The sequence below is a fragment of the Stenotrophomonas sp. B2 genome (assembly GCF_014947095.1).
GTDB classification, from domain to species: Bacteria; Pseudomonadota; Gammaproteobacteria; order Xanthomonadales; family Xanthomonadaceae; genus Stenotrophomonas; species Stenotrophomonas maltophilia_P.
Genome location: NZ_JADCQA010000004.1, coordinates 22575 through 36622 on the forward strand (window position 1 = coordinate 22575; position 14048 = coordinate 36622).

A 14048-nucleotide genomic window follows, 5' to 3' on the forward strand; every position below is an offset into this window, starting at 1 on the left:
GATCATTATCCCGGATCAGGACAGATCGCGTGCGAAGGGCGACACGTCGACGCCAGACCATCACTGATTCAACCTTGCCCGGGAGAGCAGGCATGATCCAGTTCCAGTCCGCACGGCCGTGGTACCGCACCCACCTTTCCCTTTCGATCGCTGGCGCGCTGGCCTGTTGCAGTGCTTCGGCACTCGCACAGGACGGCACGAACGCGGCGAACGCAGGTGCCCAGCGCACCGATGCCCAGCAGCTCGATACCGTGGTGGTCACTGCCAACAAGCGCGAAGAGAATGTGCGTGAAGTGGGCGCCTCGATCAGCGTGATCGGTGAACGCCAGTTGGAAAACACCGGCGCGGTCTCGCTGTCAGACTATGCCGCCTATATTCCCGGCCTGCAGGTGCAGAACGACGGCACCCCTGGCCTGACCCGCGTGTCCCTGCGCGGCATCTCCGCGCTGTCGTCCGGCGCGACGGTGGCCACCTACATCGACGACGTGCCCGTCGGCTCCAGCGGGATCTACCAGGGCGCCAGTGCGCTGATGCTCGACCTGATGCCCTACGACATCAGCCGCGTCGAAGTACTGCGCGGTCCGCAGGGCACCCTGTACGGCGCAGGCGCCATTGGTGGCCTGCTGAAGTACGTGACCCGCGCGCCGGAAGTAGTGGGTGAAGAAACCCGTGTGGGTTTCGGCCTGCGCTCCGTGCAGGGCGGCGGCCAAGCCTGGAACGCGCGCCTGGGCGCCAGCCTGCCGCTGAAGGACGAGCGGCTCGGCCTGCGCATGAGCTTCGCCCGCAACGGTCTTGCCGGCTTCACCGACAACGTCATCGACGGCCGCAAGGACATCAACACCGGCGACCAGATCGGTGCCCGTACTGCGCTGGCCTGGGATGGTGATGCATTCGATCTCGGACTGTCGGTGCTGCACCAGCGTATCCGCAGTGATGATCGCGCCGGTGTGGCGCTCGATCCGGAAACACTGACGCCGCTGTTCGGCGAACAGAAGGACACCGTCTGGCAGCCGCGTCCCTTCTCCAAGGACCTGACGCTGGTGTCGCTGAGCATGGACTGGGACCTGGGCTGGGGCAATCTCGTATCGGCAACCGGCTGGTCGCAGACCAAGACCATGGACCAGATCGACGCGACGACACAGTTCGGTGAAGTGGCCGACCTGTTGCTGGGCCTGCCCGCGCCGGGAAGTTCCAGCCTGCGCTACGGTTACGACATGGACAAGATCACCCAGGAGTTCCGCTTGCTGTCCAAGGATGGTGGAACATTGGAATGGATGGTCGGTGGCTTCTACACCAAGGAAGACAGCAAGCAGGATCAGGTGGCCAGTCTCGCCGAGCGGGATGGCACGCCGCTGCCGCCGCCCTACGATGCGCAGTTCGGCACCCTGGCGGTCATTGGCCTGCCCAGCACCTACAAGGAATACGCGGTGTTCGCCAATGGCTCCTGGCGCATCAGCGATCGCTTCAAGCTGGACCTCGGCGTCCGCCAGGCGCGCAATGACCAGTGGTACAGCCAGCGGGTATCGGAAGGCATCCTTGCACCGATCGGTGTAACCACCGGAACCTCCAGCGAGAATGTGTTCACCTGGAGCGTGAGCCCGCAGTTCAAGCTCTCCGACGACATCATGCTGTATGCCCGCGTCGCCACCGGCTACCAGCCCGGTGGCCCCAACGTGGCGATGGTCGGCATTCCGCCGCAGGTGGATTCGTCGATGCTCGACAGCTATGAGGTCGGCATCAAATCGCAGTTCGCCGATCGCCGCGTCACGTTCGATCTTTCCGTCTTCCGCATCGACTGGGACGACATCCAGGTTTCCTCTTCGTTCAACGGCATCAGCGGCCTGGTCAATGGTGGCCAGGCCACCAGCGAAGGCGTTGAGCTTTCTTCGCAGTTCAGTGTCACCGATGCATTGACGCTCGGGCTCAACGGTGCCTACACCAACTCACGGCTGAAGAACGATTTTGACCCTACCGTGATTCCGCAGGATGGGTTTGATTTCATCCAGTGGACCGGCCTGGCCGACGATCGCATGCCGTATTCCCCGCGACTGTCCTGGACGGCGACCGCCGAATACGCGTTTTCCACCGCCAACGGCTACAACGGCCAGATCGGCGGCGCGTTCCGCTGGACCGGTGAGCGCTTCAATGGCACCACCGAACGGCAGCGCTTCACTGCCCCCGGTGATCCAGATACCCAGGTGATGCCGGACGTCATCACCTCGCCGCTGAAGCTCGGCAGTAACCATTCCCTCGACCTGTATGCCGGCATCGGCCGTGGCAGCTGGGAACTGCGTGCTTACGTCAACAACGTGACCGGGGAGGACGGCTGGCTGACGCTGGCACGCGTCGCCGGTGCGCTGTCGCGGGTCAACTCGCACGTGGCCGCAGTCCCCGTACAACCGCGGACGTACGGCATGGAGCTGGACTTCCGGTTCTGAGCCTGGCCTGCATCGCTTCACTGCCGCCGTTCATCCTCCCACCCCCTTCGGGACCCGCGCATGCAGACCGCCGTTTCGAGCTTGCACGAAGCCGCAGCGCTTCCGCAGCCCTACCTGTTGTTCCTCGGCGACACCCGGGAGCCGAACTATGCGAAGACCGCCTACGGCCTTCGCGACTGGGCACGCGAGCGCTGCGTGGGTGAGTTCGCGTGCGAGGATGTCGGCGTCAGCGCCGGCCTGCCCTTCCTCACCCCCGAGCATGCCCGCATGGCGGGCGCCCGGGCGATGGTGATCGGCGTCGCCAACCCCGGCGGACATATCCCCAACGCGTGGATTCCGTTGCTGTTGCAGGCACTGGAAGCTGGCCTGGACCTGATCGGCGGCATGCACATGCGGCTGTCGGACATCGATACCCTTCGCAACGCGGCACGCGCGCTCGGCCGTCGGCTGATCGACGTCCGTGAGCCACCACGCAACCTGCCCATCGCCAGCGGCATCCGTCGCACGGGCAAACGCCTGCTCACTGTCGGCACCGATTGCGCGCTCGGCAAGAAATACACGGCGCTGACGCTGGCCCGCGCGTTCCAGGTCCGCGGGGTTGATGCGGATTTCCGCGCCAGTGGTCAGACGGGCATCCTGATCGCCGGCGCCGGCATTCCGATGGACGCGGTCATCGCGGATTTCGCCGCCGGCGCAGCTGAAATGCTGTCTCCCGATGCGGACCCCTGCCATTGGGACGTGATCGAAGGCCAGGGATCGCTCTCACATCCCGCCTACGCCGGCGTATCACTGGCCCTGCTGCATGGCAGCCAGCCGGACGTGGTGGTGGTCTGCCACGAGCATGGACGCGACCATGTGCTGGGCTATCCCCACTATGCGCTCCCCTCGCTGGAAGACACGGTCGAGCTGGCCCTGACCCTGGGATCGCGCACCAACCCGGACATCCGTTGCGCCGGCATCAGCCTCAATACCGCGAAACTGGAGGCGGACGCCGCGTACCGCGCCATCAATGCGCTTTCCGACCGCCTCGGCATGCCCGTGGCCGATCCCGTGCGGGGTGGGGAATCATTCGATGCCCTGGTAAGCGCCTGCCTGGCCAAGCAGGCAGAATGAGCCGATGACCAACGCCGCGACGCGATTCCAACGTTGGATACTTCCCGGTCTTGCCTTCAAGGCCGCGGTGATCGGCGGCGGATACGCGACGGGCCGCGAGTTGGCGGAATACTTCATTCCCAGCGGCCCCCAGGGCGGCATGCTGGCGATCCTGGTAGCGATGGCCTGCTGGAGCCTCGTCTGCGCACTGACCTTCGCGCTGGCGCACGCCACCCGCAGTTTCGACTACCGCAGCTTCTTTGAAATGCTGCTGGGGCCGTTCGCTTTCCTGTTCGAGCTGGCGTACGGCATCTTCATGGTGCTCATCCTGGCGGTGTTCGGAGCAGCGGCAGGGGAAATCTTTTCGGCGTTGCTGGGTTGGCCGACACTGGCCGGCACGCTGCTGCTGATGGTGACCATCGGATTCTTCGTCACCTTCGGCAACGATACCGTGGAGGCCCTGTTCAAATGGGTCTCCGTACTGCTGTATGGCACCTATGCCGCCTTCCTGGTGCTGGTGCTGGCCCGCTTCGGCGATGCGGCGTTCACCACGCTGTCGGTACCGCAACCGACCACCGGCTGGCTCCAGGGCGGCTTGACCTATGCGGGTTACAACATCGTCGGCGCGGTGATCATACTGCCGCTGGCCAGGCACTTCCTCAGCCGTCGCGATGCCGTGGTGGCCGGCGTGCTGTCCGGCCCGCTGGCGATGCTCCCGGGGCTGTTCTTCTTCCTGTGCATGCTGGCGTGGTATCCGCAGATCGGAACCGTCGCGCTGCCTTCGGACTTCATCCTGCGCCAGTTGAACCTGCCGGTATTCCATGTGCTGTTCCAGCTGATGATCTTCAGCGCTCTGCTGGAAAGCGGAACGGCCGTCGTGCATGCCTGCAACGAACGCATCGCCCGTACGTTCGCAGGAGGTGATGGTGCGGGACTGGGCAAGCCCGCACGGTCGATGATCGCCGGCGTGCTGCTGGTCGGCTCCATTTTCATCGCTGATCGCGTGGGCCTCGTGGCGCTGATCGCGCAGGGCTACCGGGGACTGGCCTACATGTTCCTGTTCCTCTACATCCTGCCGCTGCTGACCGTTGGCAGCTGGCGCCTGTTGCAACGTGCTGCGCGCCGCATGGCGCCTACCGCCCATTCCTGATCGGAGATCGCGCATGACCCGCACGTCCAGAACATGGAAGACAATGATCTCCTGCGCGCTTTTCTGCGTGGCGGCACTGGCCAACGCACAGTCCTCGCTGCCGGCGGACTTTGATGCCCGTGTTCTGCAGGCGATGAAATCCCGCGAGGTACCGGGCATGGCGATCTCCATCGTCAAGGACGGGCAGATCGTGCAGGCCCGGGGATATGGCGTACGCCGCCTGGGAGGCAGCGAGCCGGTCGATGGCGATACGATCTTTCCCACCGGCTCGACCGGCAAGGCCGTTACCGCTGCCGCGCTGGCGATTCTGGTGGATGAGGGCAAGCTGGGATGGGACGACAAGGTGATCGACCACCTGCCGGACTTCCGCATGTACGACCCGTGGGTCACCCGCGAAATGACCGTGGCGGACCTGCTGCTGCACCGCAGTGGCCTGGGACTGGGCGCAGGCGACCTCCTGTTCATTCCGCGCACGTCCCGCACGCGCATGGAGATCGTGAGAGCACTGCGCCATCTCAAGCCCGCCACCAGTTTCCGCAGTGGGTATGCGTACGACAACATCCTGTACATCGTAGCCGGTGAACTGGTAAGCCAGGTCAGCGGGCAGTCCTGGGAAACCTTCGTGGCCAACCGGATCTTCAAGCCGTTGGGCATGACAACCGCCGTCAGCGACGAGGCCAACCGGTTCGCCACTGCCAATCGGGTACAACCGCATGCACGCCTGGACGCACGGCTGCGCGGCCTGGGAAAACAGCAGATGCTGCCTGAGCGGGAAGGTCTGGGCCAGGTGGGCGCTCCCGCCGGCGGCCTGTCGTGGAGCGCAAAGGATTTTGCCCGCTGGATGCAGGTGCAGTTGGGTCAGGGCGCGCTGCCCGATGGTGGCACGCGCCTGTACAGCGAGGCCTCCGCACGCGCGATGTGGACACCGCAGGTGCCGACCCCCATCAGCCCCTATCCGGCTCCGATCAGCGACATCACCCCGCAGTTTTCCGGCTACAGCTACGGGTGGTACGTGCAGGACTATCGCGGTGTGAAGGTGATACAGCACGGCGGCGCGGTGTTCGGTGTGATCACGTTCGTCGTGCTGGTACCCGACCGGAAGCTCGGTATCGCCCTGCAGATGAACGCCGAGGACGTGGACGTGCTCCGTGGCCTCGGTTACGAGCTGATGGATCATTATCTCGGCTTTGAGCGGCGCGATTGGGTGGGCGCCTTTTCGAGCTGGTACCAGGATCGCCTGACCGGCGGATTGAAGGCACTCAAAGACATGGCGCCGACCGCACGCACCGCTTCGCGTCCATCGCTACCGGCACGCGGCTACGTGGGTCGCTACGCGGATGCGTGGTATGGCGAAGCGACCGTCGCCGAACAGGGGGGAACGCTCCGCATGGATTTCACCCGCACCCCCAACATGGTGGGTACGCTGCGGCATTGGCAGTACGACACGTTCCGCGTCGACTGGGATGACACGGCGCTCGAACCCGCGTTCGTGACCTTTGCGTTGAACGCGGAAGGACACGTGGCGAACATCACGATGAAAGCGGCGTCACCGCTTGCGGACTTCAGTTACGACTACCAGGACCTCAGGTTCGAGCCGGCCGGGAGATAGGTTTCCTGGCCGCTCCAGGGGCGGCGGTTGCTGCCCTGCGCTCTCACCGGGTCCTTCACGTTGATCCAGGCCACGGCCGGCAACTGGCTGAACTGACTACTACACTGTTGAAGCCCTCTCGCTATTGCGTCACAGTTCGTCACTTCCCATGGAGCTGCCGCATGCACGGAACGACTCAACACCTCAGGATCGCAGCAGCCGGAATCACCCTTATGCTGCTGGCAGCCTGCACCTCTGTTGGCGACATGCGCAGTACCGGACCTGTAGCCACTTTTTCGTCCAATCAGGATCCCTTAGCCGCTGCCACTTGTGTCCGTGACGCATGGGGAGAGGTGAGCATTGGAGGATCACGATGGCAGTATGTGCTTGAGCCCCGTTCCGATGGCTACTCCGTGTCGAACTCCAATGGCGGCGTCCCGGCGGAGTTTGTTGAGGTCGCCCCCCGAACTGGAGGGGGAAGCGATATCAAGTTCTACAGCAAGTTCCTGAAGCGCCGACAGGCTCGATACATCGAGGCCGTCACCCAATGTGGTGTCCGCTCACAGTAATCCCAGTTCTTGGTTCTCGCGAAGGTCACACCCTTTGCCGGGATGTGCCACGCGCTGATTCAACTTGCATGTGCTTCGGCCTCCAGCTTAGTGTCGGCCGAAGTTCTGCGTGGCCACAGCGCTGCCTTGATTCGCGCCAGCTCCGCGGCCCCGGCCTCGCCGAGATTCAGCCCAGCCACACTGGGCGCCGACGCAGCGCGCCTCAGTGATTCTGTATAGCTGCGAAGGCCGGGAGGTCGATCGGTTGTCTTGGGAGCTGTTGCCGTTCTGGGCCAAGGCCAAGGCAATGCAGGGCTCATCCAACGGATCCAGGGGAAAGACCTTCCTTCGTCCGCTTGGCGAGCAACTCCATTCCAATGGCACCGAAGGTGTTTGCGGCGCACTCTCCTTGCACTGCGTTATCGACCCTTGCCACCTGAGCAGGGTTGGCTCCGCCGCGCAGCAGCGCACGTAGACGGTCACGTTCGGCGCGAGCAGCTTTCAGCGACATTGAGGGGTACTCGTCGAGGGCGACGATGCTGGCCCTACCGGCTTACCTATAGCGGTAGGGCCAAGCCTTCGACCCCGTCGGACGCACGTCGATGCATAGCCCATTCGAGTCAGCGATCCGGTAGGCCGCTGCCTTGGGCTTCAGTGTGCGAACTTTAGTGTCGGTGAGCATGTGAGTCATCTGCTGGTGAGTCAGGGTCGGCAACTACATATCCTCGACTCACAGCCTGACTCACTCATTTGCGGATGCAGGTGGATGGGAACGGACGCCGATGGACGGTCAAGCGCCGTAAAAAAGCTTGATTTAACACTATCGGACATCCCCGGACTTCACTGGACGTCAATGTGGTGGGCCCACCAGGATTCGAACCTGGAACCAAAGGATTATGAGTCCTCTGCTCTAACCGTTGAGCTATAGGCCCGTGCAACGTGAAAGTGTAGTTGAGTCAGGCCTTCTCTCGCCACCGACCGGCCGCAGAAGCGTGCCTCAGCCGAAACGATTCCCCATGGCCCGGACCCGAGCCGCATTCTGTCCGGCCACTTCCAGCAGCACCTTGGAGCGCAGCAGGCCAGACGCTGCAACCCGCTCCCAGAAATCTACCGCGAGCGGAGCCGCCCATTGCAGATGATCCAACTGGCCTGCGCGCCGTGGTGCGACCGGGGGAAGCGGCGTTGTCGCCCGCAGAACGCCCGTTCGCGAGGGGGCCAGGGACATCGGCAGCATGTCGTAGGCAGGGGCAAGCGGCAACGCCCCCCGATCCAGCAGATGGAAGCCGACGTTGCCCTGATGCATATCGGTATTGCCGATCAATTGCCCAAAGGCGTGCAGCCGCGACAGGGCGGTCGCGGTCTCCTGATGGATCCACCGCTGCGCCCGCAACTGCTCACCCGCCTGTCCCCAATCCATGGTTACGTCACCCACATATGCGGAGGACAGGGCCAACAGCGACACGAATCCACGCCGTCCCAAGGTGCCCGGCGAGCGATCAAACCGCTTCACCTCCAGGAAGGTGTGGCTGTCGGTCTGGATGAGCGACGATTCTGCTGCAGACACACCCGCCTCGCGCAGAACCTCAAGCGCCAGATGCTCGCAGGCCAACAGGTCTGCCCACCGCTCGGCAGCCTCCCCCGCGCCCGGCAGGGCGAACTTCACCAGCGCGGCATAGCGGCCGCCATCGTGCTCGACCGTCGTGGTGAACTTGGGCTGTTCGCCGCCGGGCGAGGAACCCACATCTTCGCCTTCCAGCGCAGCAGTTGCCCATTCGGGATAGCGCTGCTGTCGATCCTCGCTGCGCACGCGGTCCGGCGGTGTGTCCATCGCCGCAAGAGCAGATGCAACCGCGTCGCCGCCCAGCAGCAGATCGCCGACGTCGGTGCCACCTGCGCGCACCAGCGCCTGAAGGGTGTCGCCAAGCTGCCAGCGGTTGATGTCCTCGGGGAGGCCAAGCTCCCGTCCGCGTCGGTGGGCGAACGTTCTTCCCAGGAATCCCTGTGGCCTCAGGTCATCCAGATACCAGGGCAGGCCCGGGAAGCAACCCATGATGTCGCCCTCGGGCGGGCGGACAAGATTTGGACGATCCCCTTGCGTCTGAACGTAGAAGGTGTCGCCGCGCAGTGCCACGACCTGCCCCAGCTCTTCCAGACGTCCATCTTCGCGCATGCGGAAGAGAGGCCATTCGCTGCCGGCGGGGGTGTCCTGGCGCTGGGCGTAGGCAGTCGCCCGGGTGCGGCCCAGCCGCACGACCGCGCCTCCCGCGTCGGCGACCAACCGTCCCAGGGTCGGGCGAGTGATCCCAAGGCCCGCCAGAAGATCGGCCGCCGGCACCACCTGCCCGGGGGGCAGGCGCTCCAGCAGGTCGTTGACCAGGTGAGTGCGGGGACGGGCCATGCGCCGATATCGTTACGAGTTAATTTACGTATTCTTGCCACATGATGAAGTGATGTGCAAGGCACAGGTCAAAGCAACCCGTTGATTCTCATAGGGCCACGCCGTTTCACCACCTGAATTAGATTACGAATTAAGTTACGAAAAAAGAAAACCCCGCCGAAGCGGGGTTTTCCAGTTCACGACACAACCGCTGGAATCAATCGATATCCAGGAAGCTGCGCAGCTGTTCCGAGCGGCTCGGGTGACGCAGCTTGCGCAGCGCCTTTGCTTCGATCTGGCGGATGCGCTCGCGGGTCACGTCGAACTGCTTGCCGACCTCTTCCAGCGTGTGGTCGGTGTTCATGTCGATGCCGAAGCGCATGCGCAGCACCTTGGCTTCCCTCGGGGTGAGGCCGGCCAGCACGTCACGCACGGTTTCAGACAGATTGATGTTGGTGGTGTTCTCGATCGGGGACTCCACATTGGTGTCCTCGATGAAGTCGCCCAGATGGGAATCCTCGTCGTCGCCGATCGGGGTTTCCATCGAGATCGGCTCCTTGGCGATCTTCATCACCTTGCGGATCTTGTCTTCCGGCATGTCCATTTCCTTGGCCAGCTCCTCCGGCGTGGCCTCGCGGCCGTACTGCTGGAGCATCTGGCGGGAAATGCGGTTCAACTTGTTGATCGTCTCGATCATGTGCACCGGAATACGGATGGTGCGCGCCTGGTCGGCGATCGAGCGGGTAATGGCCTGGCGGATCCACCAGGTCGCATACGTGGAGAACTTGTAGCCGCGGCGGTACTCGAACTTGTCCACGGCCTTCATCAGGCCGATGTTGCCTTCCTGGATCAGGTCGAGGAACTGCAGGCCGCGGTTGGTGTACTTCTTGGCGATCGAGATCACCAGGCGCAGGTTGGCCTCGACCATCTCCTTCTTGGCCTTGCGCGCCTTGGCTTCACCGTAGGCCATGGCACGGCTGATTTCCTTCAGCTCTTCCAGGTCCAGCTGGGTCAGCTTCTCGATGTCGATCGTGGCCTGCTGTTCGGCAATGATCTGGTCCTTCACCTCACGCAGCGCCGACGACCACTTCTGCTTGCGCTTCAGTGCGTCTTCCACCCACTCCAGGTTGGTCTGGTTGCCTTCCCAGGAGCGGATGAAATCCTTGCGCGGCATGCGCGCGGTGACGGTGGCCAGGTTCAGCACGCGGCGCTCATGGCTCTTGATCTCGGCCATGGTGTCGCGCAGCTGCTTGGTCAGCACGTCGGTCAGCGGCAGCGGCAGCTTCAGGGTGACGAACACGGCCGACATCTCTTCGCGCAGGCGCGGCAGGTTCTTCTTGTCGCCCTTGCCGGCGGCCTTCTTGAAGGCATTGAAGGCATCGCTCAGCGCCTGCATGCGCGCGGCGACTTCCTCCGGGTCCGGACCGGTCGGTGCGGCTTCCTCATCGGCGCCGTCGACATCATCGTCCTCGTCCTCGTCGGCTTCGGCGTCGGCATCGTCGCTGTCATCGGCGGCGGCCGCCGGCGGAGCCGGCTCTTCGTCGGTCAGGTCGTTGAAGCCGACGATCACTTCGGCCAGGCGCTTCTTGCCTTCCTTGTGGGCTTCGTAATCGGACAGCAGCGATTCGACCGACACCGGGAACTGGCCCAGTGCGGCCTGCACCTGGCCCAGGCCTTCTTCGATGCGCTTGGCGATGGCGATTTCGCCTTCGCGGGTCAGCAGCTCGACGGTACCCATTTCGCGCATGTACATGCGCACCGGGTCGGTGGTACGGCCACCTTCGGTGTCGAGCGCGCTCAGCGCGGCAGCAGCTTCTTCGGCCGCGGTGTCGTCGACTTCGCGGTTGCCGGTGTTGCCGTCGTTGAGGAGGAGAGTCTCCACATCCGGCGCAACTTCATGGACATCAATGCCCATGCCGTTGATCATGCCGATGATGTCTTCGATCTGTTCCGGATCGACCATGTCGTCCGGCAGATGGTCATTGACTTCGGCGTAGGTCAGGTAGCCCTGTTCCAGGCCCTTGCTGATCAGTTGCTTGATTTCGGATTGGGCAGGACGTTCGTTGGCCATGTAGTGCTCGCGCCACCGGCTGGATAGGAAATAGGGAACGTAGCATTATACCAGCCCGGGGCCCCGCCTGCCGGGCGGTGGTCCCGGCGGCTTCAGGGCCTGAGAAGGAAGGTCACGGGACCATCATTGACCAGGCTGACGATCATATGGGCACCAAAGCGGCCCGTTTCCACCCCTGGCGCGTGATTTTCACGGCAGATGTCGACAAATCGATTGAACCCGCGTTCAGCCTCGGCCGGTGGTGCCGCAGTGGTGAAGCTGGGGCGCATGCCCGACCGGGTGTCGGCCGCCAGGGTGAACTGGCTGACCAGCAGCAGGCCGCCGCCGGTATCGCGCAGCGAGCGGTTCATCTTCCCGGCTTCATCGGCAAACACCCGGTAGCCCAGCAGGCGCTCGGCCATGCGCTGCAGCTGCGGCTCGGTGTCGCCCGGCTCCATCCCCACCAGGGCCAGCAGGCCTGGGCCGATCTGGCCGACGGCCTCGCCATCGACGTGGACGGCGGCCTGGCTGACGCGTTGGATCAGGACGAGCATCTGTGGGTTTCCGGTCAGGGGGCCGGCCACGATAGCAGCGCCCTTGGCTAAACTTGCGTGGATGAACCCGCAACGCAAAGCCCGGCTGGCCTATCGCGCCACCACCCTGTTCACGCGCCTGCCCTGGCCACTGCTGCGCGGCGTCGCGCAGGCCCTGGCCTGGGCCTGGATCCGTCTCAACGCCCGTGAGAGTCGCGTCACCCGCCGCAACCTGGAGCTGGCCTACCCGGATCTGGACCCCGTTGCGCGCGAGCGCCTGCATCGCGATCTGCTGCGCTCCACCGCCCTGCAGGCCATCGAGACCCTGCGCCTGTGGAGCCGCCCGCCGGCCGAGAACCTGCGCCTGCACCTGAAGCAGCGTCACGGTGAAGCGCTGTATGACGCGGCGCTGGCCAGCGGCAGGGGCGTGATCGTGGCCGCGCCGCACTTCGGTAACTGGGAGCTGCTGAACCAGTGGCTGGCCTCGCGCGGACAGATCGCCATCGTCTACAAGCCGCCGGAGGATGAAGCCAGCGACGCGTTCCTGCAGCTGGTGCGGGGTGGCCAGAACGTGCAGCAGGTGCGCGCCGAGGGCCCGGCGGTACGCCAGTTGTTCAAGGTACTCAAGGATGGTGGCGCCACCGGCATCCTGCCGGACCAGCAGCCGAAGGCCGGTGACGGCGTGTTCGTTCCGTTCTTCGGTGTGCCGGCGCTGACCATGACCCTGGTCAACCGCCTGGCCGAACGCACCGGCGCCATCGTCCTGTATGGCTGGTGCGAGCGCATCGGGCCGGACATGGAATTCGCCCTGCACGTCGAGCCGGCCGACCCCGCAGTGGCCGACCCGGACCCGCAGACTGCGGCCACCGCCCTCAACGCCGGGATCGAACGCATCGCCCGCCGCGATCCGGCGCAGTACCAGTGGACCTACAAGCGCTATACGCTGCGGCCACCGGGCAGCGGCGAGGATGATCCCTACGCGACCGAGGAACACCCGCACTGAGTCCCACCGTGCCGCCCTGCGACCGGCGGCCGCAGCACGTTGAATACGACGCCGGCGCCCCCATAGAGACTGCGATGTCCGCCTCCCCCGGTCCTGCCATGCCTGCTGCCTCCTCCCTGTTCGGCGACCCGGCCGCGATCCGCTGCGAGCGCGCGGTCGCGGAACTGCGCGCCGGTCGCCCGATCCTGCTTCACGACGGCCAGGGCCAACGCCTGGCCGTGATCGCGCTGGACAGCGCCACCGCCAGCAGCTTTGCCGCCTTTGCCAGCGCAGCGCGCGAGCGTCATTACCTGTTCCTGACGGCGACCCGCGCCCGCGTGCTGGGGGTGGAGGCACCTGACGGTGTGCGCCTGCCGCTGGCTGGTATCGCCTTCGACGCCCTGCCGACGCTGGGCTACCTGCGCGAGCCCGGGCCGATGCCGGCTCACTGGACCGCAGGCGATGCCTTCGATGCCGGCGCGGTTGAACTGGCCCGCCTGGGCCTGCTGCTGCCGGCCATGGTCGCGGTGCGCCTGGATGCGGGTGATGCGACCTTCGACGGCGCCGCCGACGTTGCCCTGTGCGACCTGGCCGAAGGTGCGGCGCACGCCGCCCACGACTATGAGCTGGTCGCCCGTTCGCCGGTACCGCTGCGCGATGTCGGCATGACCACTTTCGCGGTGTTCCGCGGCGGCGTTGCACAACGCGACCAGGTGGCGATCATCGTCGGCGACCCGGACCTGTCTGCCGTGGTGCCGGTACGCGTGCACTCCTCGTGCCTGACCGGCGACCTGTTCGGTTCGCTCAAGTGCGACTGCGGGGACCAGCTGCGACGCGGTCTGCGCAAACTGAAGGAACTGGGCGGCGGCGTGCTGCTGTATCTGGACCAGGAAGGCCGGGGAACGGGCATCGCTGCAAAGATGCGCGCCTATGGCTACCAGCACGACGGGCTGGACACGATCGACGCTGATGCACAACTGGGCTTCGGCGCCGATGAGCGACGCTATGGCAGCGCCGTGGCGATGCTGCGCGGCCTGGGCATCAGCCGCGTGGCCCTGCTCAGCAACAATCCGACCAAGGCACAGCGCCTGCGCAATGCCGGCATCGAAGTGCTGGACTGCATTCCGGTCACTGGCGAGATCACGGCCGAGAACGAACACTACCTGCGCACCAAGGCCGACCGTGCCGGCCATCTGCTCGATGTCGATGCACTGATCCAGGCGGCGCAGTAGCGCGCCCGACCTGCTACCGTCTGCGCGGTGCGGCTGCGGCCGCCCCGCCTGCCCTGCC

General features: G+C 64.9%; 9 protein-coding genes, 1 tRNA gene and 1 pseudogene. 6 read left to right on the plus strand and 5 right to left on the minus strand.

What is annotated here, in order from left to right; translation table 11 throughout:
• Positions 1-92: 92 nt before the first annotated feature.
• The 4 genes from IMX13_RS05285 to IMX13_RS05300 are packed head-to-tail and all read left to right on the plus strand — an operon-like array spanning position 93 to position 6289.
• On the plus strand, positions 93-2438 hold the full coding sequence (locus IMX13_RS05285) for a TonB-dependent receptor (RefSeq protein WP_193395957.1): 2346 nt from the start codon (positions 93-95) through the stop codon (positions 2436-2438).
• A 60-nt stretch (positions 2439-2498) separates the two neighbouring features.
• Entirely contained in the window at positions 2499-3551 is a 1053-nt protein-coding gene (locus IMX13_RS05290) for a DUF1611 domain-containing protein (protein ID WP_193395958.1), read from the plus strand.
• Between the two features lie 4 nt (positions 3552-3555).
• Positions 3556-4680, plus strand: coding sequence for a hypothetical protein (locus IMX13_RS05295; RefSeq protein ID WP_193395959.1), 1125 nt, complete (start codon positions 3556-3558; stop codon positions 4678-4680).
• Between the two features lie 13 nt (positions 4681-4693).
• The gene (locus IMX13_RS05300; protein ID WP_227255309.1) at positions 4694-6289 is read left to right on the plus strand and encodes a serine hydrolase; all 1596 of its coding nucleotides are present in this window, start codon (positions 4694-4696) and stop codon (positions 6287-6289) included.
• A gap of 843 nt (positions 6290-7132) precedes the next feature.
• Here the strand turns inward: IMX13_RS05300 and IMX13_RS19040 are convergent.
• The 5 genes and pseudogenes from IMX13_RS19040 to dtd all read right to left on the minus strand — a co-directional run bounded on the left by IMX13_RS19040 (position 7133) and on the right by dtd (position 11797).
• Positions 7133-7507 (minus strand): annotated as a pseudogene (locus IMX13_RS19040) (Arm DNA-binding domain-containing protein).
• 165 nt (positions 7508-7672) lie between these two features.
• Positions 7673-7748 (minus strand) — tRNA-Ile (locus IMX13_RS05310).
• Between the two features lie 65 nt (positions 7749-7813).
• Positions 7814-9214 carry a type II toxin-antitoxin system HipA family toxin YjjJ gene (gene yjjJ / locus IMX13_RS05315; protein ID WP_193395960.1) on the minus strand — a complete coding sequence of 467 codons (1401 nt, stop codon included), beginning with the start codon at positions 9212-9214 and terminating at the stop codon, positions 7814-7816.
• A 196-nt stretch (positions 9215-9410) separates the two neighbouring features.
• The gene (gene rpoD, locus IMX13_RS05320; RefSeq protein WP_053517130.1) at positions 9411-11264 is read right to left on the minus strand and encodes an RNA polymerase sigma factor RpoD; all 1854 of its coding nucleotides are present in this window, start codon (positions 11262-11264) and stop codon (positions 9411-9413) included.
• Positions 11265-11356: 92 nt separating this feature from the next.
• Positions 11357-11797: a D-aminoacyl-tRNA deacylase gene (gene dtd, locus IMX13_RS05325; protein WP_053517128.1), complete on the minus strand. Its 441-nt coding sequence runs from the start codon at positions 11795-11797 to the stop codon at positions 11357-11359.
• A 61-nt stretch (positions 11798-11858) separates the two neighbouring features.
• Between dtd and IMX13_RS05330 the strand changes: the two genes are divergently transcribed.
• Together IMX13_RS05330 and ribA are read left to right on the plus strand one after the other, a co-directional pair.
• Entirely contained in the window at positions 11859-12779 is a 921-nt protein-coding gene (locus IMX13_RS05330) for a lauroyl acyltransferase (RefSeq protein ID WP_065174456.1), read from the plus strand.
• 74 nt (positions 12780-12853) lie between these two features.
• The gene (gene ribA, locus IMX13_RS05335) at positions 12854-13990 is read left to right on the plus strand and encodes a GTP cyclohydrolase II RibA (RefSeq protein ID WP_193395961.1); all 1137 of its coding nucleotides are present in this window, start codon (positions 12854-12856) and stop codon (positions 13988-13990) included.
• Positions 13991-14048 lie beyond the last annotated feature (58 nt).

Excerpts from the sequence above, each read along its gene's own strand:
- yjjJ (WP_193395960.1), bottom strand. The coding sequence starts at position 9,214 with ATGGCCCGTCCCCGCACTCACCTGGTCAACGACCTGCTGGAGCGCCTG.
- dtd (WP_053517128.1), bottom strand. The coding sequence starts at position 11,797 with ATGCTCGTCCTGATCCAACGCGTCAGCCAGGCCGCCGTCCACGTCGAT.
- ribA (WP_193395961.1), top strand. The coding sequence starts at position 12,854 with ATGTCCGCCTCCCCCGGTCCTGCCATGCCTGCTGCCTCCTCCCTGTTC.
- IMX13_RS05295 (WP_193395959.1), top strand. The coding sequence starts at position 3,556 with ATGACCAACGCCGCGACGCGATTCCAACGTTGGATACTTCCCGGTCTT.
- IMX13_RS05300 (WP_227255309.1), top strand. The coding sequence starts at position 4,694 with ATGACCCGCACGTCCAGAACATGGAAGACAATGATCTCCTGCGCGCTT.
- IMX13_RS05330 (WP_065174456.1), top strand. The coding sequence starts at position 11,859 with ATGAACCCGCAACGCAAAGCCCGGCTGGCCTATCGCGCCACCACCCTG.
- IMX13_RS05285 (WP_193395957.1), top strand. The coding sequence starts at position 93 with ATGATCCAGTTCCAGTCCGCACGGCCGTGGTACCGCACCCACCTTTCC.
- IMX13_RS05290 (WP_193395958.1), top strand. The coding sequence starts at position 2,499 with ATGCAGACCGCCGTTTCGAGCTTGCACGAAGCCGCAGCGCTTCCGCAG.
- rpoD (WP_053517130.1), bottom strand. The coding sequence starts at position 11,264 with ATGGCCAACGAACGTCCTGCCCAATCCGAAATCAAGCAACTGATCAGC.